Genomic DNA, 19,795 nt, shown 5'->3' with positions numbered 1-19,795 from the left:
TCACGGGGCGGCGATGCGATCGAGCACGCGCGTGATGACGGCGTCGGAGCTCACGTTCTCGGCCTCGGCCTCGAAGGTGAGGAGCACGCGGTGCCGCAGCACGTCGGGGGCGATGGCCTTCACGTCGTCAGGCGAGACGAACGCGCGGCCGCGGAGGTAGGCGTGCGCGCGGGCCGCCTGCGCGAGGGCGATGGTCGCGCGCGGCGATGCACCGTACTCGATCAGCGGCGCGAGGTCGCCCAGCCCCGACTCCTGCGGCGCGCGCGTGGCGTGGACCAACGAGACGATGTAATCCACGAGTCGATCGTCGAGGTGCAAGGCGGCGATGTCCTTGCGCGCCTGCAGCAGCGCGACCGGTTCGGCGACAGCCTGCACCGGAATGGCCTCACCACCGGCCATGCGCCGCATGATCTCGCGCTCCTCATCCTTCGAGGGATAGCCCACGCGCAGCTTGAGCATGAAGCGGTCCACCTGCGCCTCGGGCAGCGGATATGTGCCCTCCTGCTCAATCGGGTTCTGCGTGGCCAGCACGAGGAAGGGCTCATCCAGCGCGAAGCTCGTCCCGCCAATCGTGACCTGCTTCTCCTGCATCGCCTCGAGCAGCGCCGCCTGCACCTTGGCCGGTGCGCGGTTGATCTCGTCCGCCAGCACGATGTTCGCGAAGATCGGCCCGCGCTTCACGGAGAACGTCGCGGTCTTCTGGTCGAACACCTGCGTGCCGATGACGTCGGCCGGCAGCAGGTCGGGCGTGAACTGGATGCGGCTGAAGGTCGTGCGCACCGTCTCCGCCAGCGTGCGGACCGTCAACGTCTTGGCGAGCCCCGGCACGCCCTCGAGCAGCACGTGCCCGCCCGTGAGCAGGGCGATAAGCAGTCGCTCGACCATGGCCTGCTGGCCGACGACGCGCTGGGAGACCTGCGCGAGGATGTCATCAGTGAGGCGGTGCGCCATCGGAGTGGTGTCAGTGTGGCGTGGAAGTGAGCGCGTCGAGCAGCGTGCGCTCCTTGCTGGTGAGCGCGCGGGAGGCGCCGGGCGCGAGTGCGCCCAGCGTGACCGGCCCGAACGAGGTGCGGACAAGCCGGAGGACCTCGAGTTCCACCGCCTCGCAGAGCCGCCGGACTTCGCGCGTGCGCCCCTCGCGGATGGTGAGGGCGAGGTCCCAGCTGCGGGCCTGCGCACCCGGCGTGACCTCGACCTCCTCAGGCTGCACGAAACCGTCGTCCAGCTCGATGCCGGCCCGGATCTCGGCGGCGGCGCGCTTCACCGATCCGCGCACCGTGGCGACGTAGCGCCGCGGCACCTGCGCGCTGGGATGCGTGAGCCGATGCGCGGCGTCGCCGTCGGTGGTGAGGAGCAGTACGCCTTCGGTCATGTAGTCGAGGCGGCCCACATAGGTGAGCCCGGGCTGGGGCGGCACGAGATCAAAGACGGTGCGGCGCCCTTCCGGGTCGCTGCGCGTGGTCAGTACCCCGGCGGGCTTGTGCAGCACCAGCCACTTGCTGGCCACCGGCTGGGCCACTGCGGCATCATCCACCGTGATGCGGTCGCGTTCGGGATCCACGCTCTGCCCGATGCGTGCCACCTCCCCGTTGATGCGCACGCGCCCCGCGGCCACCAGCTCCTCGGCCTTGCGGCGCGAGGCGATGCCGGCCCGCGCGAGCGCGCGCTGGATCCGCATCGCCCCGTCGCTCACGCGGAAGCGCCCGTCTCCCCGGCGGTGGAGTCCTCGCCCTGGCCGCTGGCCGCCCCTACTCCAGCCGGCTCCGCCGCGCTGGCCACCTCGGCCGCGTCGGCCGCGGCATCGGTCGCTGCTGCGGGCGCGGCAGGAACCGGCGGCGTGTCCGCCATAATCGGCGGGACTGGCTCCCCGTGCTTGCGCAGCGCGATCGCGAGCTCGTCCACGCGCGGCAACTCGCCGAGGTGGCGCAGCGCGAACTGCTCGAGGAAGAGACCGGTGGTGCCGTACAGCAACGGGCGGCCCAGACCCTCCGCGCGACCGACCACGTCGATCAAACCGCGCTCGTGCAGGCCCTTGATCACCGCACCCACGTCGACGCCGCGAATCTCGGAGATCTCAGCGCGGCCGATGGGCTGGCGATACGCGATGATGGCGAGCGTCTCCAGCGCCGCCGGCGAGAGCCGCTGCGGCCGCACCGCCATCTGCGCGCGCTCGATGGCCTCGGTGTACTCCGGCCGCGTCAGGATCTGCCAGCCACCGCCCACCTCAAGCAGTTCGACACCGTGTCCGTCCACGTCATAGTGCTCGCGCAGCTCGTCCAGCGCGCTCTGCAGCGCGGCCGGCGAGGCCTCGGGGTCGAGGGCGGCGAGCTCTTCGGTCGCGATGGGGCGCGGGCTCGCGAAGAGCGCGGCCTCAAGCAGCTTCGCCAGCGAGTTCACGGCGGATCTCCACGTCAGCAAAAGGTCGGGGTTGGGTGAGGTGCACTTCCGAGCGCTTGGCCAGCTCGAGCAATCCGAGCAGCGCGCTCAGCACTTCCCAGGGTTCGGAATCGTCACGGATGAGTTCGCGGAAGCGGGCCTTGGCGCGCAGCTGCAGGATGGCGCGCACGGTCTGCATGGCACCGTCCACGTCCAGCGCACGCGGCACCACCTCGTGGATCGTCGGGCGACGCGAGGCGCGAAGCACGCGATCAACCGCCACGAGTAGGTCACCCAACGACAGCGCCAGCGGGGCCGGCGGCGGTGCGGCGGCCTGGGCCACGAAGGTGCGGCCGAAGCGCGCGCGGCGGTCCTCGCCCAGATGCTCGAGCAAGTCCACCACCTCGCGCATCTGCTGGTACTCGAGCAGGCGGCGCACCAGCTCGGCCCGCGGGTCTTCCCAGTCGTCGTGGCCTTCCTTGCGGGGCAGCAACATCTGCGCCTTGATGCGGATCAGGCGCGCGGCCATCTCCAGGTACTCGGCGGCCTCGTTGAGCTGCAGCTCGTGCATCCGGGCGAGAAACTGCTCGCAGATGCGGGCCACGGGGATGTCGTAGATGTCCACCTGCTCGTCGCGGATGAGCGAGAGGAGCAGGTCGAGCGGGCCATTGAAGCCCGTGAGCTCGACGACAAAGCTGTTCGTGCCGGCGTGGGCTTCGCCGACGGAGGGGTTGGACACGACGCTACGGCTGGAGTGAGGCCCGTCACGGGCAGTCGCGGCGAAAACTATATAGGCGACGGGTGCGATGAAAGCACCCGGTCGCTTGACCTAACCCGCCGTCCCGACTACACTTCCGTGGCTGTGGGACGGCGCCGTTGCCGTCCCCATTTTCATCCATTTGCTGAGAGTCAGGACCAGTGCCGAGAATCGCGTCCGCGAAGAAGAACATGCGCAAGTCCCGTACGGCGACCGCCCGTAACCGTGCGCAGCGCTCCGCGCTCCGGACCGCGCTCAAGACCGCGAAGGCCACGGCCTCGTCGGCCGACGAGAAGGCCAAGGCCGTCACGCTGCTCGACCGCGCGGCCCGCAAGGGGCTGATCCACAAGAACGCCGCGGCCCGCCAGAAGTCGAAGCTCGCCAAGGCCGCGAAGTAAGCGCTCTTTCGATCCGGAAATCCAAACGCCGCGCGCTCACACAGAGCGCGCGGCGTTTTCTTTATCTGCCCTGCCGTCGCAAGCGCTGCGGCCCCGTGGCCGCAGCGGGCCAGGCCGTGACGCCCAAGCCGCGCTACAGGGCCGCCAACTCCCCACCGCAACGCTCGCAGTACCACTCGGTCGGGTAGTTCATCGACCCACACTCCTGGCACTTCAGCGACTTGATGGTCTGCGAGTTGCGCGGATTCGGCTTCCCCAGTGGGCTCGGCGCGGAGTCCTCCTCGTCCTCGGCCGGCTCGGCCTTCGCAGCCGGCTTGCGCGCGGGCTTGGCCTCCGGCTCGGAGGGGGCCGCACTGCGGCTCGCCTCCGGCTTCGAGGCCGCGCTCTCCTCCTCGTCCTGTGCCGCCTCGTCGTCCGCCGGCGCAGCGACCGGCTGGGAGGCGCGGGGCGCGGGGGCCTCCGCTGGCCTCGCCTCGTGTGCCGCGCCTGCAGACGCGCTCGTGGCCGCGGGGGCGGCCGCCACGTTGGCGGGTGTCGACCTCGGCGTCGGCGCCGAAGGACCGTCGCTGAGCGGCTTTGGCGCCGGGGCCGAGCCACCCTCGACGATCGGCTTGGACGGCGTGCTCTGGCGTCCCACGACCGACTTCAGGAACTCCAGCTCGTCGAAGTTCGGCGCACCCTTGATGGCGGTGGTGTGGCGCAACTGCGGGCGCGTGGCGGTCTCGGGAGCGCTCGGACCCTCGGGCGCCGGCTCGATCGCGGCCCCCTGTTCCCCACCCTCCAGCTTGCCCCGCGCCTCGGCGAGCAGCGTCCGCGTGCGTTCGAACACTTCGCGGCGCACGTCGCGCTCCTTCTCGGCCAACGCAATGCTCGCGTTCAGCGCCGTGAGCTTCTTCTGCCAGTCCTTGGGGTCGAACTCGCCGACCTCCGCCCGAAGCTCCCCTTCGATCCGCTCCTCCTCAAGTGCCGAGAGCTTGCCCTCGGCCTCCTGCACGGCGACGGCATCGTCCTGCAGCCCCCCGGAGAGTGACTCCGCCTCGGCGGCCGCGCGCACCTGCGCGTCGGTGAGCTTGGTGAGGTACTCGTCGCGCAGACGCGCGTACACGTGCTCGGGCGTACCCGCCTTGCGGAGCTCAAGCTTCTCGAGGTAGCCCTCGTGCTTGCGCTTCTCGGCGAGCAGGGCCTCGAGGGCCTCGAGGTGCGAGGAATCGGCCTTCTTCATCACGGCTTCGGGATTGGGACCAGGGGACCGACGGCGCGCGCGGCTAGGAAGATCCGCGCCGCGTGCTCTACACTTTCCATCCGCTGATGGGCCACAAGCAGGCTCGGCCCGGCGGTGACGAGGCCGTGGTTGGCCATCAACCAGGCTTCGTGTCCTACAAGATACGGCCTGAACTGCCGCGCGAGGGCCTGCGTGCCTGGTGAGGCGTACGGCACCAATGCCACGGGTCCCACGCCGAGGTCCAACTCCGGCAACACTCCGCTGGGCAGGGTCTGGCCGGCGACAGCGAAACCCGTGGCCGTCGGCGGATGTGCGTGCACCACCGCGGACACGTCCTTTCGCCCGCGATAGATCTCCAGATGCACCGCGACCTCCGACGACGGGCGATGGCGGCCCGTTGCCGTGCGGCCGTCGAGCGACAGCAGCACGAGATCCGACGCGGTGACGTCCACCTTCGAGAGTCCGGCCGGTGTGACGAGGATGCGCTTGGCATCCACGCGCACCGAGACGTTTCCGTCCTGCCCCGCAATCAAACCGGCTTCGTACAGCCGCCGACAAACCCGGACGATGGCCGCGCGCGCCGCCGCCAAGGTCGAGGCCACGGCTTCAGCTCACCTGGTGGACGATCCGTCCGCCCACGATGGTACAGGTGGCGAGGCCGCTGAGCCTGTGGCCGCCGTAGGGCGTGTTGCGGCCCTTGGACTTGAACTGCTTCGGGTCCACGGTCCACTCGCGCGCCGGGTCGAAGACCGTCACGTCGGCGATGCTGCCGGCGGCCAGCGTGCCACCCGGCAGGTGGAAGATCTTCGCCGCCAGGCAGGACATCCGGTTCACGAGCTCGGGGATCCCAATGATGCCCGGCTTCACCAGATACGTGATGTTCACGCCGAGCGCCGTCTCGAGGCCGACGATGCCATTGGGCGCGTCGGCGAACTCGCGCTCCTTCTCGTCGTAGTGATGCGGCGCGTGGTCCGTCACCAGCAGGTCGATGGTACCGTCCTTGAGGCCCTGCTGCAGCGCCTCGACGTCCTCGGGCCTGCGCAGCGGCGGGTTCATCTTGGCGTTGGTGTTGTAGCCCTCGCAGGCCTCTTCGGTCAGCGAGATGTGGTGGCTGCAGACCTCGGCCGTCACGTTGATGCCCTGCGCCTTGCCCCAGCGCACGAGGTCCACGGAACCCTTGGTGCTCAGGTGGCAGAGGTGCACGTGACCGCCGGTGCGCTTCGCGAGCAAGATGCAGCGCGCGACGTCGATCTCCTCGGCCTCCGCGGGAATGCCCTTGAGCCCGAGGCGGGCCGAGACCACACCCTCGTTCATCGAGCCGCCGTGGGCCAGCGACATCACCTCGCAGTGCTCGACCACCGGGATGCCGAAGGTGAGCGCGTACTCCATCGCCGTGCGCATCAGGTGCGAGTTCTCGACTGGCTTGCCGTCGTCGGACACCGCGACGGCGCCGGCGGCGACCATCTCGCCAAACTCGGCAAGCGTCTCGCCCATCTGGCCCAGCGAGATCGCGCCGATCGGATAGACGCGCGCAAAGCCTGCCGCCTCGCCCTGCCGCTTCACGAAACCCACCGTGGCCTGGTTGTCCGTGACCGGCTTGGTGTTGGGCATCGAGCAGACCGCGGTGAACCCACCGGCAACCGCGGCGTGTGCGCCGGTCGCGACGGTCTCGACGTCCTCGCGCCCCGGCTCACGAAGATGCACGTGCACGTCGATCAGCCCCGGCGCGACAACCTGGCCCATGGCGTCAACCACGGTGGCGCCCACAGGAGCGGCAATGCTGCCGCCGACCTGGGCCACCTTGCCATCCACCAGCAACAGGTCGCCGACGGCGTCCAGGTTCTGCGACGGGTCCACCAGGCGCCCGCCCTTCACGAGAGTGGCAGCGCTCACTGGGCGCCTCCCTTGGCGACATCTGCCAGCGAGGCCTTCTGGCCGGCGAGGAGATAGAGCACGGCCATACGCACGGCCACGCCGTTGGTCACTTGGTCTAGGATCACGGAGTGCGGGCCATCGGCGACGTCGGAATCTATCTCGACGCCGCGATTCATCGGCCCCGGGTGGAGGATGAGCAAGTCGCGCGGCGCGGCCTCGAGCCGCGCGCGGGTGACGCCGAAGACGCGGTTGTACTCGCGCAACGACGGGATGTAGCCGGCCTGCATTCGCTCGAGCTGCAGGCGCAGGACGTTCAGCGCCTCGGCCCATTCGATGGCCGTCTCGATGCGGTTGAAGACCTTCACGCCCATCTCGTGGATGGCGTTGGGCAGCAGCGAGCGCGGACCGCAGACGGCGACGTCGGCGCCAAGGGCCTTGAGGCCCCACAGATTCGAGCGGGCGACGCGCGAGTGCAGCACATCGCCCACCAGGCAGACCTTGCGGCCCTCGAGCGAGCCGAAGCGCTGGCGCAGGGTGAGGATGTCGAGCAGGCCCTGCGTCGGGTGCTCGTGCGTGCCGTCGCCGGCGTTGATCACGTTTGAGTCGATGCGCTCGGCCAGGAAGCGCGCCGCGCCGGACGAGCCGTGGCGGATGACGACCATGTCGATGCGCATCGCCTCGAGGTTCCGCGCGGTGTCCACGAGGGTCTCGCCCTTGGACACGCTCGACCCGACGGCGGCGACGTTCACCGTGTCGGCGCTCATCCGCTTCTCGGCGAACTCGAACGAGATGCGCGTCCGCGTGGACGGCTCGAAGAACAGATTCACCACCGTCATGCCGCGCAGCGTCGGCACCTTCTTGATGGCGCGCTCGGAGATCTCGCGCAGGGGCTCGGCGACGTCGAGAATCGTGGTGATCTGTTCGCCGGAGAGGCCAGCGAGCCCGATGAGATCCTTGCCGAGCGAGGCGCTCACGCCCCGCCCCCGGCGAGGATGACTTCGTCGCGGCCGTCGAGCGAGGGGACGAGCACGTCCACGCGTCCGCCGGGTGGCACGCTGACCTTCTTGCCGACCACATCGGCGTGGATGGGAAGCTCGCGGCCGCCGCGGTCCACGAGCACCGCGAGCATGATGCGAGAGGGGCGGCCGAAATCGGCGAGCTCGTCCAGCGCCGCGCGGATGGTGCGGCCCGTGAAGAGCACGTCATCGACGATGACGACGACCTTGCCTTCCAGTGCGCCGGGCAGGTGTGTCTGGCCGACCACGGGGCGCGGGCCCACGGTCTGCAGGTCATCGCGGTAGAGCGTGATGTCGAGGGCGCCGCGGGGCACGTCCTGACCCTCGCGTTCCTTGATGACGTCGGCGATGCGGTCGGCAATCTGGACGCCGCGACGCTGGATGCCGACGAGCATCAGGCGATCGGGGCCGTCATTGCGTTCGAGGATCTCGTCGGCCATTCGCGAGATCGTTCGCGCGACGGCGCGCGCATCCAACAGGACCGAGGACGAGGACATCCTCGGAAATATGTGCGCGGGGCTCTCCGGATGGGAGCCGTGCGCTTGGTCGCGCGCGCCTAGGCACGCTGCGCGCGACGCGGCGGCCGGAGGGGCTCCGGTGGCCGGCGGTCAGCTAGGCCGCGTTCGAGCTGCGGTCGCGGACTTCGAGGCGCGGGGCGCGGCGGGCGAGATACACCTTCTCGCGGCCGGGGCCGATCGGCTGCTCCTCGACGGGGCGGACGATGGTCCCGATCACGCGGCCGGCGGCGTCGCGTAGCTCGAAGCGGGTGGTTGAGAGTCGGGTCACGTTGGCATCCATAGGGGTCTCCTGCGTCTTCACACGGTCTGACACCGGGTGCGCAGGAAAGGTTTGCCCGGCGCGTCACGGTTGTGTCGACGCGGGGTCAGGGATGCGCAACACCCCGCTGCGGCGAGGGCCGTAACGGGGCGTCGAGAGCACGGACAGGGCGGGATTCGAACCCGCGATACGCTATTAACGTATACACGCTTTCCAGGCGTGCGCCTTAAACCACTCGGCCACCTGTCCTGGGCTACTGCTGAATCCTACTGGAAGCCGAGGCCCCCGGAAACGACGACGCGCCGGCACAGCCAGCGCGTCGGGTACCACACGGACAGGGAGAGATTCGAACTCTCGAAACCGTTGCCGGTTTGCCGGTTTTCGAGACCGGTGCCTTCAACCACTCGGCCACCTGTCCAACAGAGGGCGAAAGCTAAACGCTCGTGGGAGGCGGTTCAACGGGTATACAGGAACGAACCGCAGCGACCGATACTTGCTCGCGGGATGCTCACCGCGCTGACGCTCTACCTGCTCCGCCTGTGGCGCCGCCGGCGCTTGGCTGCGGTTTCTAGCCCCGCCGCGCCTTGAAGAACGCGCTGAGGAGCTCGGCGCAGTCCTCGGCCATCACCCCGCCCTGTACCTCGGGGCGGTGATTCAGCTTCGGGTGGCGCAGCAGGTCATGGATCGACCCCGCCATGCCCGCCTTGTCGTCCCAGGCACCAAAGACGACCCGCCCCACGCGCGAAAGCACGATGGCCCCGGCGCACATCGCGCAGGGCTCGAGGGTTACGTAGAGCGTGGCCGTCCCGAGCCGCGTGTCGCCGATGGCGTAGGCCCCGCCCTTCAGCGCCCGCATCTCGGCGTGCTGCGTGGCGTCCTTGCTGCCGACCATCGCGTTGGCCCCGCGGGCCATCACCTGCCCGTTGTGCACCAGCACGGCGCCCACCGGCACCTCACCGGCCGCGCCGGCCTTCCGGGCCTCCTTCAAGGCCTCGCCCATCCACCACGCGTCCTCCTCGGCGCGCGTGCCGAACGTCACGGGGCCGGCGCTCACGCCTGCGCCTCGGCACACCGCGTCGCGCCCTGAGTCGACCCGCCGGCCGACCTCACGCGGCGCCGCCCGTCCGGAAGACCAGGTGCTCGCCCTCGGCGTCCCCGACGATGTGGTCGCCGTCGCTGAACTTGCCCTCGAGCAACTCCAATGCGAGCGGGTTCTGCACCAACCGCTGGATGGCCCGCTTCAGCGGCCGCGCGCCGAAGGCCGGCTCGTAGCCTTCCTTCGAGATGAGCGCCTTCGCCGCGTCCGTCAGCTCGAGCGTGATCTTGCGGTCGGCCAGCAGCTTGTCCATCCGCGCCAGCTGCAGTCCGACGATGTGCTCGATCTGCGCCTCGCCGAGCGGCCGGAAGATGACGATGTCATCCACGCGGTTGAGGAACTCAGGCTTGAACTGCGAGCGCAGGGCGCCGGTGACTTCCTTCTCCACGGTGGACCAGTCGGTGCCCGCGTGCTCGAGGATCCAGGTGGACCCGACATTGGACGTCATGATGATGACGACGTTGCGGAAGTCCACGGTGCGGCCCTGCGAGTCCGTGAGGCGGCCATCGTCGAGGATCTGCAGCAGCACGTTGAACACATCCGGGTGCGCCTTCTCGATCTCATCGAAGAGCACCACGGAGTAGGGACGCCGGCGCACGGCCTCGGTGAGCTGGCCGCCTTCCTCGAAACCGACGTAACCCGGTGGTGCACCGATGAGCCGCGCCACGGCGTGCTTCTCCATGTACTCGGACATGTCGATGCGCACCATCGCCGTCTCATCGTCGAACAGGAACTCGGCCAGCGCACGCGCGGTCTCCGTCTTGCCCACGCCCGTAGGGCCGAGGAAGATGAACGAGCCAATCGGCCGATTGGGATCCTGCAGGCCGGCCCGCGAGCGGCGCACCGCGTTGGCCACGGCCTCCACAGCCTCGGTCTGGCCGACAACACGCTTGGCCAATTGCTTGTCGAGCGTGGCCAGGCGCTCACGCTCGCCCTCCAGCATCCGTTGCACCGGAATGCCGGTCCAGCGCGCGACGATCTCGGCGATGTCGTCCGCCGTGACCTCTTCCTTGAGAAAGCGCGCGCCGCCCTTCTGCTCGTGCAGCCGGGCTTCCACCTGCTTGAGCTCCTGCTCGAGCTTCGGGATCTGGCCGTACTGGATCTCCGCCGCCTTCTGCAGGTCGCCGGCACGGGTGGCCTTGTCGACCTCGGTGCGCGACTCCTCGATCCGGGCCTTGAGCTTCCCCACGTCGCCCAGCGCGTTCTTCTCGTTCTGCCACTGCGCCTTCATCCCTGCGGTCTGTTCCTTGAGCTGGGCGAGCTGCTGCTCCAGCGCCGTGCGGCGTTCCACCGAGGCCGCGTCCTTCTCCTTGGCCAGCGCCTGGCGCTCGATCTCCAACTGCACAATCTTGCGCTCGACCTCGTCGATCTCCTGTGGCAAGGAGTCGATCTCGATGCGCATACGCGACGCCGCTTCGTCCATCAAGTCGATGGCCTTGTCCGGCAGGAAGCGATCGCCGATGTAGCGATTGGACAGCGTGGCGGCAGCCACCACGGCGCCGTCGGTGATGCGCACGCCGTGATGCGACTCGTAGCGCTCCTTGAGCCCGCGCAGGATCGCGATGGTGCTCTCCACACTCGGCTCGCCCACGTACACGGGCTGGAAACGCCGCTCGAGCGCCGGGTCCTTCTCGACGTGCTTGCGATACTCGTCGAGCGTCGTCGCGCCGACCACACGCAACGCACCGCGCGCCAGCAAGGGCTTCAGCATGTTGCCGGCGTCCATCGAGCCCTCGGCCTTGCCCGCGCCAACCAGCGTGTGCAGCTCGTCGATGAACATCACGAACTGCCCCTCGCTGCTCGTGATCTCCTTGAGCACCGACTTGAGCCGCTCCTCGAACTCACCGCGGAACTTGGCGCCGGCAATCAGCGCGCCGAGGTCCAGCGACACGAGCCGCTTGTTGCGCAGCGACTCCGGCACGTCGCCGTTCACGATGCGCTGCGCCAAGCCCTCGGCGATGGCCGTCTTGCCCACGCCCGGCTCGCCGATGACCACGGGGTTGTTCTTCGTGCGCCGCGACAGCACCTGGATCACACGGCGAATCTCCTCATCACGACCAATGACGGGGTCCAACTTGCCCTTGCGGGCGTCCTCGGTAAGGTCGCGCGTGAACCGCTGCAAGGCCTGGTACTGGTTCTCCGGCGTCTGGTCGGTGACGCGGTGCGCGCCGCGCACAGCGGTCAGTGCCTCGAGCAGGTTCTCCTTGGTGACGCGCTGGGCCTTGAGCAGGTTCGCGCTCTCCGAGCCCTTGGCCGTGGCGAGGCCGATGAGCAGGTGCTCGGTGGACACGTACTCGTCGCCGAGCTTCTTGGCCTCGGCCTCGGCGGCGTCGAGGACGGCGGTGACCTCGCGCGAGAGGGTCGGCTGTGCCTCGCTCTGCTTGGGATAGCGTGCGATCTCGCGGTCGATGGCCTCGCTCAGGGCGGGAATCGCGACGCCGAGCTTCTGGAGAATCGGCACGACGATGCCTTCGTCCTGCTGCAGCAGCGCGCGCAGGAGATGCGTGTCGTGCACCAGGGGATTGCCCACCTGGCGCGCGTGCGTCAGCGCCTCGGTGATGGCGTCCCCGGACTTCACGGTCAGGCGATCGGGATTCAGCATAATTGGGTCGTCGTCGGAATCAGGTCTTGCGTGCCACCCGGCTCGGGGGCGCGCCTCGCCATCACGTCACGCAAGCACTACGCCGTTACTTCTCCGCCGTTTCGGCGTGCGCCCGTGCGGCAATGGCGCCCCGAAATGCCGATTCGTCGGTACTGCAGCTTGGGGTGGGAACACCGGTCGGCGCGAGGGCAAAAGCCCGAGCGCGAAGTCAGGGATGCTCCGGAACCGCGGGAAAGGTGCGGCCGGCGTCGGTGCGCCGCGAGATGCCACGGCGGTCGCACCACTCCAGGAAGGGAATCAGGTACTTGCGGCTGATGCCGAGGATCTCGCGCAGCTCCGACGGTGAGTAGCGGCGCTCGGGGTTCGTGCCGCTGCGCAGGGCGGCGAGCAACTGCCGCACCGCCGACGCGGCGAACGGCCGCTCGATGCTCACGGGCACGAGCAGCCCTTCCCGCTCCAGAAGCTTCAGCGTGGCGATGGCATCCTTGCCGTGGGCGGCCACGATCTCCGCCGTCGCGGGCGGTTCCGTTCCCGCTGCTTCAATCGTGGCGAACACGGCGTCCTTCAGGGTCCCCGCGGTCGCGCTCGACGACGGATCGAATCCCGGCGCGCGCAGCACGCTCCCGTGCGCCTCGACCAGCCCGGCACGCTCGGCCCGCCGAATGACCTCGTCCACCAACTCCGGCGCCGCGCGAAGCGCCGAGCGTGCGGTCTGCCGATCCAGTCCCGGCGAGAGTGGCTGGGCTCGATGCGTATCGGACACCATGGCCAGCAACTCGGCACGGAGGCGCTCCAGCGCAGTCGACTCGTACAGCCTCCCCCCGACCTCAGCGACTCCCTTGGCCGCGCGGGTGAGCTTGGCGACGGCCGCCGCGCTGAGCCCGAGGCGCTGCACGAGGCCTGGCAGGTCGACACCCGACTTTCCCGCCTCGCTGAGCATCCAGGTCAGGCGCTGTGCGGGACTCGCCGCCGTGTGCGCGAACGGTCGGGCACGCGCAGTCGGCGCGAGGGGATCGCTGATCACGCCACCACCGATGGTCGTGTGGGGACTGCCGCCGCGCAGCACGAAGCGATCCCCTGCCCGCGCCACGACCGGCGCGTCGAGCAGCACGCGCACCGCACGCTCGGTTCCCGCAGCGACGGGACCCCCCGTCGCGACGATCCGCGCCCCGCGCTCCGCAGTTCCAAGGTGGAATCGCAGCTGCGTGCGAGGGCCGAGCAGTGGCGCGCCGTCGAGCAGCGTCACGTCCGCGCGCAGGATCCGACTAAGGACCCACGCATCAGCCGCGCGCACGACCACGTCGCCCGGATGGACATCGTCTCGGTCAACACCCGCCACCGCCATTGCTGTCCGCGCACCGGGGCTGCTGGCCTCGACCGAGTGTCCGTGCGTCTCCACGCTTCGGAGGCGCGCCGCGTGCTCTGCCGGGAGGAATCGCAGGGCCTCACCCACACGAACGCTGCCGCTCCACGTGGTGCCCGTCACAACGGTTCCCGCCCCTGCGACGGAGAACACGCGGTCCACCGGCATCCGGAACGGCTCGGACTCGTCGCGGCCCGGCACCTGCTTCAGCGCCTTGGCGAGCTCCGCGCGGAGTTCTTCGATGCCCCTTCCTGTGAGCGCGGAGACGGCCACGATCGGCGCCGCCGCGATGGACGAGGACGCCAACACCTGCTTGAGATCCAAGCGCGCGATGTCCTGCAGCTCGACGTCGGCAACGTCGCACTTGGTCAACGCGACAACCCCGCGCGTCACTCCGAGCAACTGGAGGACGTGCAGGTGCTCCCGCGTCTGCGGCATCACCCCTTCGTCGGCGGCCACTACCAAGAGCGCGCAGTCGATGCCGGAGGCACCGGCCAGCATCGTGCGCACGAAGGCCTCGTGCCCCGGCACGTCCACGATCCCGACGGTTCCGATCTCCGCCAACACGAGTGGCGCGAAGCCGAGCGCGATGGTGATGCCGCGGCGCTTCTCCTCTGGCAGCCGGTCCGTGTCGATGCCGGTGAGTGCACGCACGAGCGCGGTCTTCCCGTGGTCGATGTGCCCCGCCGTCCCGATGATCACGGTTCGAGGCGCTCCCACGACTGAAACGCGCCCAGGGCCTTGCCGTCCGCCAGGTGCTCCTCGAGGAACTCCCGCAGGAGGCGCTGGTGCGCGCGCTCGGTGGCGCGGTCCGCAATCGGCACGGCGTTGCCGTCAAGCCAACTCCGGAGCGTTGAGCGCGCCTCAGCTGGCAGCGCGCGAGCTCCTGGCGCGAGACTTCGACAACCCACACAGACAGCCCCGCCAGCGCGGTGTGAGAACCGCACCTCCTCGTGCTCATCGATTGGCCGATGGCACAGCGCGCAGTCGTCCAGCGCCGGAGCAAACCCGAGCTCGGCGACGATCCGCCAGGCGGCGGCCAGCGCCAAACCGCTGACCAACCCAGCGCCAGCCCGCGCCAGCTCGTCGAGCCCCGACTCCAATGCATCGTGCACGCCTGGGGTGGCTTCCGTCCCGAAGCGCAGACACAGCTCGCCCAGCGCCGCGGCCGCCCCGAAGTGCCGAAGGGAACTGGCCAGCCCCACGCGGGAATCCGTGGCCTCGAATGACGCCAACGTGTGCAAGTCGCCCGTGCCATGCAGGGCGACCTGTGCACTGCCGCTGGTGAAGAGATCGAGGCCTTGGCCGAAGCGACTGCGCGGCCGGCGGGCCCCTCGCGCGATCGCCGCTATGACGCCAGCGTCCCGGGTGGCGAGCCGCACGATGCGGCTCGTCTCGCGGTAGTCAAAGGCGTGAAGGACGATCGCGCGCGTTTCAATCACCGCTCCAATCTAAGGCCCGCGAAGAACACGCGGCCCGGCGATGCGAAACCGGCCACTTGCTCGTAGCGGCGATCCAAGAGGTTCTCGGCGCGCAGCAGCAGGCGTGACGAGGCGACACCCGGCAGCGAGAGACGGATCTCGGTGGCTACATCGAGCAACACAACCGCATCGAGGGTCACGGGCGCGGCCGGGAAGGACGAGAAGTCACGATCCTCGCGCTCTCCGATACGCACGGCCGTCACCGACAGGTTGGTCCGGTCGCCCAGGGCGCGGCGTGCCGCGATGCTGGTGGTGTGCGTCGGCCGCCGAATGAGCGATCCACCCTCGACGAAGTTCGCACCGCCTCCGGTATCGAAGCCCGCGTCGACTACCCGCGTCTCCGTCCACGTGTGCGAGAACGAGGTCGCGAACCCGGCGACCGATGGCAGGTCGGCCTCGAACTCGACGCCACCCGCGTTCGCCCGCGCGATGTTGTAGTAGTTCGGGTCGCCCGGTGCCGGCGGCGCACCCGTGTACTGGATCAGGTCGCGGAATCGCTGCTGGAATGCCGTGATCCGAAGGCCGACGCCGTTCCGGAAGCCGAACTCGAGGCCGAGATCGCCGGAGCGCGACTGTTCAGGCACGAGGTTCGTGTTCCCCACGGTGAAGCCCGTGGCGAAGTTCTCGAAGAAGCTCGGCGCCTTGAAGGCAGAACCATAGGATGCGCGCAGCCGGAGGCGCTCGGTTAGACGGAGTCCTGCGCCAATCCGCGCGGTGCGGAACGAGCCGAAGGCGGTGTTCTCGTCGAGGCGTCCGCCAAGCGTATACGTGAGACGCTCGCGCGCTCCTTGCAGCTGCGCGTAGAGCGCCGTGTTCTCACGCGCCGCCTCGAAGGCGTCCGGGAACGGCCCGAACTCGCTCAGCGACACCGAGGCGCTCTTCTCCGTGTCGCGTGACCATTCCGCGCCCAGCGTGACGAACTGCGCTGCACCCAGACGCAGCGTGCTGCGAGCATCGGCCAAGCGTCGCTTCACCGTGGCGCGCGCGAAGTATCCGTAGAAACCCAGCGTGTCGGCCGCGTTGTCCGGACCATCGTTATCGCGCGGGAGCAGGTCGGTCGCGGTGAACTGGACTCGCGAGTCGAGGCGGTCCGTCCAGCGCCGGCCCAGCTCGACACCCGCCAGCACGCGATGCTCCGTGCGCTCGGCGTTGCGATCGTCTACGCCACCGGACGAATTCGTGGGATACTGGTACATCGAGGTGTTGTAGCGCGTCGTCAACCGCAAGTCGGTGCGTGCGTCCGGCGCAAGCGACAGCGAGCCGCTGATGCCATCGTTGCGATAGGCGTTGTTGAAGGGCAGCACGCCGTCCGAGGCGTGCCGGTCCGCCTGCAGGCTCCAACCCATCCGGGCGCTGCCGCCGCCAGCGCCCAATGACGCGCGCTGCGCGTCGTAGCTGCCGGCGCCGAGCTCGGCCGTGACGCGTGCCGCGCCATTCCCGCGCCGCGTGAAGATCTGGATCACGCCGGATACAGCCTCCGACCCGTAAAGCACGCTGGCCGGGCCGCGCAGCACCTCGATTCGCTCCACATCGTCGAGCGTGAGGCGGCCAATGTCGAGCGAGCCGCCAGGCAAGTTGACGGGAATGCCGTCAACCAGCACGCGCACGTAGTCGGATTCGCCGCCCCGCATGAAGAGTGCGGCGGGGCCACCGAAGCTCGACTGCCGCGCCATCACCAGGCCCGGGACGCGGCGCAGGGCGTCGGCCACGTGTGTCAGGCCTTCGCTCTGGAGGTCACGGGCGTCGAGCAGCGTGACGGTCGAGGTGAGGGCGTTGAGCGGGGTGGCGAGGCGCGTGGCGGTGATGACCGTTGCGGGGAGGTCGCGGCGGTCGGGCTCCTGGGCGCGGAGTGGGAGCGCGAGGGCGGCTGCGGACAGGGCAAGGACTGGGATGCGGGGCATTCTGGTGATCTGGCGGCTGGGAGGATACGGGAAGTCGTAAGTGGAAAGTCGTGAGTCGTGAGTCGTGAGTCGTGAGTCGTGAGTCGTGAGTCGTGAGTCGTGAGTCGTGAGCGACGAGAAACGGGATGCGGGTCAGCGAGTGCCGCGGCCGCGGAGTGGCACCAAGACGGGGGCGCCAACGGCCGGATCGCGAGAGATCACCAACGGCCATTCGTAGACCCGTTCGAGCACGTCGCCGCGCATCACCTCGGCCGGCGAGCCGGCGGCCGCCACCTGGCCGCGATGCAGCAGCACAATGTGGTCGGCGAAGCGCGCGACGAGGTTGAGCTGATGGCTCACGAGCAGTACCGCCTGTCCCTCGCGGGCCAAGGCATCGCAGAGCTCGAACACCGCCATCTCGTGCGCGATATCGAGAAACGTCGTGGGTTCGTCGAGCACCAGCGCTTCCCCGCCCTGCGCCAGTGCGCGCGCGATGCGTACGCGCTGCCACTCGCCGCCCGACAACTCGTCCGTGGCGCGGTCCAGGAAGGCCACTGTTTCCGAGCGCTGGACTGCACGCTCGATGGCCGCACGATCTTCGGCACTGCGGCCGGCGAAGGGTCCGCCGTGCGGATGCCGCCCAAGACCGATGTACTCGCGAACGGCCAGCGGAAACACCGGTTCCTCGCGTTGCGGGACCACGGCCATCCGCGTAGCCACGACGCGTCGGTCATGGCTGCGGATCGGCTGTCCGTCCAGCGTGACCTGCCCGGCCTCGACCGGCAGTCGCCCGAGCAGCGCGCGCACCAGGGTGCTCTTGCCGCTGCCGTTGGGCCCGACGACCGCGGTCACCCGGCCGCGCCGCGCCTCGAGGCTCACGCCGTCCACGGCGGCGGCCGCCGCACGCGGGTAGCGAATGCGCGCATTCTCGAAGCGAATCATCGCGCGCTCCGCAGGCGCCAGAGGAAGAACGGCACACCGATGATAGCGGTCACCGCGCCCAAGGGGAGTTCCGCCGGACGCAGCAGGGTGCGCGCCGCGAGATCGGCGAGCACGACGAGCGCCGCGCCAGCGAGCGCAGCGGCAACAACCGCCTGGCGAGTGTTGCGTGCCCCGAGCGCGCGGGCGATCGCCGGAACGATGAGTCCGACGAATCCGATCAGTCCCGCTCCGGCCACCGTGGCCGCAGCCAGGAGCGACGCCGTGAGATAGATGCGCCGCGTGACGCGCTCCACCGGCAGCCCCAACGAGGCGGCGGCATCCTCACCGAGCGCAAGGACATCGACGTCGCGCGACCACCACACCAGCAGTGCGATGCCAATCGCCACGTAGAGCGCCACCCAGCGCAGCGAGCGCCACTGCGCGTCGCCGAGGGAGCCCATCATCCACCACAGGGCGCCGCGCACGGTGTTCTCGGGCGCCGTCGCCAGCGCCACCATGATCACTGCCGTGCAGAACGCGCCGACGACGACGCCGGCCATCAACAGCACGCGCGGATCCGCGTGGCCGCTCACGGCGCGCGCCACCAAGAGCACGATGACCACGGCGACCACCGCCCCGGCGAACGCAAAGAGCGGAAGCAACAGGGCCGAGCTGAGTCCCAGCGTGACAGCGGCCACCGCTCCCGCCGCTGCACCGCCGCTCACTCCCAGGAGGTACGGCTCCGCCAGCGGATTGCGCAGCGTGGCCTGCAAGGCTGTGCCGCTGGCCGCGAGTCCGGCCCCCACCGCCACACCGAGCGCCACGCGCGGCAATCGCAGGTTCTGCACGATCGCCAACTGCGTGGCGTCACCCACGCCGCGCAGCGCCGACCACACCTCGGTGGCAGCGAGCGGAACCGGGCCACCGAGTACGCCAAGTACGACTGCCACAAGTAGCAGCAGCACCAACGCGAGCCAGACGTGCAGCTTCACCGCGGCCGCCCGATGCTGTCGACGATGTGCAGCCGCAGGAAGCGCGCGGCCTCGCCCATCCGCACCCCAGGACGCCCGACAATCGTCGTATCGATCACCACGATGCGCCCTTCGCGCACGGCGCGCACGGCGCGCCAGCCCGGCGTGCGGCGGATCCGCTCGGCCGCCAGGGGCCCTGCCAGCAACACATCCGGGTCGCGCCGTGCGATCTCTTCCAACGAGACCTGCGGCGATGGCTGCTCGAGATCGCCGAACACGTTGGCGGCACCCGCCACCTCGAGCAGTTCGGAGAGGTAGCTGCCACCGCCGATGGTCATGATCGGCGCGTCCCAGATGTGCCAGTACGCGCGCGCCGGTTCCGCGGGACGCGGCAGCGCACGCACCGACTCCACGCTTGCGTGCACGGAGTCAGCCACGAGTCGGCCGACCGAGTCGACGCCGAGCGCCGCCGCTATCACCGGGATCACGCGCTGCAGGTCGGCGATGCGATCCGTGCGGTGCGTCAACGTCTGCACGCCGGCGGCGCGCAGCTGCTGGATGGCGAGACGATTGGACTCGCTCGCGTAGAGCAGCACGAGGTCCGGCCGCTGCCCGAGCACGACCTCCACGTTCGGGCCCATCCCGTTCCCGACATCGGCCACGGCGCGCGCCGCCTCGGGGTAGAGATCCCAACTGGTACGTCCCACGAGCCGATCACCAGCGCCGAGCGCGAAGAGCAGTTCGGTCGTGACGGGGTTCAGCGAGACGACGCGTGACGGCGCGGCGGCCAGGCGTAGTGTGTCGCCGAAGTCGTCGACCACCGCGTCGCCGGCGTTAAGTCGCGGAGCCTCGCCGCAGGCGGCCACCGACAGCAGGCAGACGGCGGCAACGGTCACGGCGACGGTACTGAAGCCCGTGTAGACAGCCTGTCGGAACCCGCGCAACGCAGACGATCGGTGCTGAAACATCAAACGGGCTCCTTCCCTTGTTGAGGAAGAAGCCCGCATGCACGTGAAGCGGTCCGACCACGATCAGGCAGACCCACTCGACGCCACGGCCC

General features: G+C 69.5%; 19 protein-coding genes and 2 tRNA genes. 1 reads left to right on the top strand and 20 read right to left on the bottom strand.

From position 1 onward, the window contains the following. The 4 genes from KF709_13965 to KF709_13950 are packed head-to-tail and all read right to left on the bottom strand — an operon-like array spanning window position 1 to window position 3,115. Window positions 1–951, bottom strand: a complete 951-nt coding sequence (locus KF709_13965) for an AAA family ATPase (protein MBX3175515.1) — start codon at window positions 949–951, stop codon at window positions 1–3. A gap of 10 nt (window positions 952–961) precedes the next feature. Then, a complete protein-coding gene (locus tag KF709_13960; GenBank protein ID MBX3175514.1) occupies window positions 962–1,693 on the bottom strand; it encodes an rRNA pseudouridine synthase in 732 nt (243 codons plus the stop codon). Further along, the gene (scpB, locus tag KF709_13955; GenBank protein ID MBX3175513.1) at window positions 1,690–2,397 is read right to left on the bottom strand and encodes an SMC-Scp complex subunit ScpB; all 708 of its coding nucleotides are present in this window, start codon (window positions 2,395–2,397) and stop codon (window positions 1,690–1,692) included. The genes KF709_13960 and scpB overlap by 4 nt, the downstream gene beginning before the upstream one ends. Further along, window positions 2,372–3,115, bottom strand: coding sequence for a segregation/condensation protein A (locus KF709_13950; GenBank protein ID MBX3175512.1), 744 nt, complete (start codon window positions 3,113–3,115; stop codon window positions 2,372–2,374). The genes scpB and KF709_13950 overlap by 26 nt, the downstream gene beginning before the upstream one ends. Window positions 3,116–3,294: 179 nt before the next feature. On the opposite strand from KF709_13950, the gene rpsT reads away from it, so the two are divergent. Next, window positions 3,295–3,531, top strand: coding sequence for a 30S ribosomal protein S20 (gene rpsT / locus KF709_13945; GenBank protein MBX3175511.1), 237 nt, complete (start codon window positions 3,295–3,297; stop codon window positions 3,529–3,531). Window positions 3,532–3,664: 133 nt separating this feature from the next. Here rpsT and KF709_13940 read toward each other — a convergent pair whose 3' ends face one another. From KF709_13940 to KF709_13865, 16 genes are all read right to left on the bottom strand, one after another. Further along, on the bottom strand, window positions 3,665–4,753 hold the full coding sequence (locus tag KF709_13940) for a hypothetical protein (protein MBX3175510.1): 1,089 nt from the start codon (window positions 4,751–4,753) through the stop codon (window positions 3,665–3,667). Further along, the gene (locus KF709_13935) at window positions 4,753–5,355 is read right to left on the bottom strand and encodes a class II aldolase/adducin family protein (GenBank protein ID MBX3175509.1); all 603 of its coding nucleotides are present in this window, start codon (window positions 5,353–5,355) and stop codon (window positions 4,753–4,755) included. Before KF709_13935 ends, KF709_13940 begins: the two co-directional genes overlap by 1 nt. A 4-nt stretch (window positions 5,356–5,359) precedes the next feature. Further along, window positions 5,360–6,646, bottom strand: coding sequence for a dihydroorotase (locus KF709_13930; protein ID MBX3175508.1), 1,287 nt, complete (start codon window positions 6,644–6,646; stop codon window positions 5,360–5,362). Then, window positions 6,643–7,602, bottom strand: a complete 960-nt coding sequence (locus KF709_13925) for an aspartate carbamoyltransferase catalytic subunit (GenBank protein MBX3175507.1) — start codon at window positions 7,600–7,602, stop codon at window positions 6,643–6,645. The genes KF709_13930 and KF709_13925 overlap by 4 nt, the downstream gene beginning before the upstream one ends. After that, window positions 7,599–8,141, bottom strand: coding sequence for a bifunctional pyr operon transcriptional regulator/uracil phosphoribosyltransferase PyrR (pyrR, locus tag KF709_13920; protein MBX3175506.1), 543 nt, complete (start codon window positions 8,139–8,141; stop codon window positions 7,599–7,601). The genes KF709_13925 and pyrR overlap by 4 nt, the downstream gene beginning before the upstream one ends. A 115-nt stretch (window positions 8,142–8,256) precedes the next feature. Next, a complete protein-coding gene (locus KF709_13915; GenBank protein ID MBX3175505.1) occupies window positions 8,257–8,430 on the bottom strand; it encodes a hypothetical protein in 174 nt (57 codons plus the stop codon). A 152-nt stretch (window positions 8,431–8,582) separates the two neighbouring features. Continuing rightward, window positions 8,583–8,670 (bottom strand) — tRNA-Ser (locus tag KF709_13910). Window positions 8,671–8,752: 82 nt separating this feature from the next. Next, window positions 8,753–8,839 (bottom strand) — tRNA-Ser (locus KF709_13905). Window positions 8,840–8,989: 150 nt separating this feature from the next. Beyond that, a complete protein-coding gene (tadA, locus tag KF709_13900; GenBank protein ID MBX3175504.1) occupies window positions 8,990–9,421 on the bottom strand; it encodes a tRNA adenosine(34) deaminase TadA in 432 nt (143 codons plus the stop codon). 106 nt (window positions 9,422–9,527) lie between these two features. Beyond that, on the bottom strand, window positions 9,528–12,119 hold the full coding sequence (gene clpB / locus KF709_13895; protein MBX3175503.1) for an ATP-dependent chaperone ClpB: 2,592 nt from the start codon (window positions 12,117–12,119) through the stop codon (window positions 9,528–9,530). A gap of 208 nt (window positions 12,120–12,327) precedes the next feature. Further along, window positions 12,328–14,184, bottom strand: a complete 1,857-nt coding sequence (gene selB, locus KF709_13890; GenBank protein ID MBX3175502.1) for a selenocysteine-specific translation elongation factor — start codon at window positions 14,182–14,184, stop codon at window positions 12,328–12,330. Then, window positions 14,181–14,924, bottom strand: coding sequence for a DNA repair protein RecO (recO, locus tag KF709_13885; GenBank protein MBX3175501.1), 744 nt, complete (start codon window positions 14,922–14,924; stop codon window positions 14,181–14,183). Before recO ends, selB begins: the two co-directional genes overlap by 4 nt. Next, window positions 14,921–16,864: a TonB-dependent receptor gene (locus KF709_13880; protein ID MBX3175500.1), complete on the bottom strand. Its 1,944-nt coding sequence runs from the start codon at window positions 16,862–16,864 to the stop codon at window positions 14,921–14,923. The genes recO and KF709_13880 overlap by 4 nt, the downstream gene beginning before the upstream one ends. 132 nt (window positions 16,865–16,996) lie before the next feature. After that, on the bottom strand, window positions 16,997–17,785 hold the full coding sequence (locus tag KF709_13875; GenBank protein MBX3175499.1) for an ABC transporter ATP-binding protein: 789 nt from the start codon (window positions 17,783–17,785) through the stop codon (window positions 16,997–16,999). After that, window positions 17,782–18,756, bottom strand: coding sequence for an iron ABC transporter permease (locus tag KF709_13870; GenBank protein ID MBX3175498.1), 975 nt, complete (start codon window positions 18,754–18,756; stop codon window positions 17,782–17,784). Before KF709_13870 ends, KF709_13875 begins: the two co-directional genes overlap by 4 nt. Further along, a complete protein-coding gene (locus KF709_13865) occupies window positions 18,753–19,703 on the bottom strand; it encodes an ABC transporter substrate-binding protein (GenBank protein ID MBX3175497.1) in 951 nt (316 codons plus the stop codon). The genes KF709_13870 and KF709_13865 overlap by 4 nt, the downstream gene beginning before the upstream one ends. Window positions 19,704–19,795 lie beyond the last annotated feature (92 nt).

This window comes from Gemmatimonadaceae bacterium (genome assembly GCA_019637445.1).
GTDB lineage: Bacteria > Gemmatimonadota > Gemmatimonadetes > Gemmatimonadales > Gemmatimonadaceae > Pseudogemmatithrix.
The sequence above is the reverse complement of the archived record's forward strand: the minus strand, read 5'-3'. Positions and strand labels throughout refer to the sequence as shown.

Bases quoted from the DNA above. Each gene is read 5' to 3' on its own strand.
- KF709_13965 (MBX3175515.1), bottom strand. From the start codon at position 951: ATGGCGCACCGCCTCACTGATGACATCCTCGCGCAGGTCTCCCAGCGC.
- KF709_13940 (MBX3175510.1), bottom strand. From the start codon at position 4,753: ATGAAGAAGGCCGATTCCTCGCACCTCGAGGCCCTCGAGGCCCTGCTC.
- pyrR (MBX3175506.1), bottom strand. From the start codon at position 8,141: ATGTCCTCGTCCTCGGTCCTGTTGGATGCGCGCGCCGTCGCGCGAACG.
- tadA (MBX3175504.1), bottom strand. From the start codon at position 9,421: ATGGGCGAGGCCTTGAAGGAGGCCCGGAAGGCCGGCGCGGCCGGTGAG.
- clpB (MBX3175503.1), bottom strand. From the start codon at position 12,119: ATGCTGAATCCCGATCGCCTGACCGTGAAGTCCGGGGACGCCATCACC.
- KF709_13880 (MBX3175500.1), bottom strand. From the start codon at position 16,864: ATGCCCCGCATCCCAGTCCTTGCCCTGTCCGCAGCCGCCCTCGCGCTC.
- KF709_13875 (MBX3175499.1), bottom strand. From the start codon at position 17,785: ATGATTCGCTTCGAGAATGCGCGCATTCGCTACCCGCGTGCGGCGGCC.
- KF709_13865 (MBX3175497.1), bottom strand. From the start codon at position 19,703: ATGTTTCAGCACCGATCGTCTGCGTTGCGCGGGTTCCGACAGGCTGTC.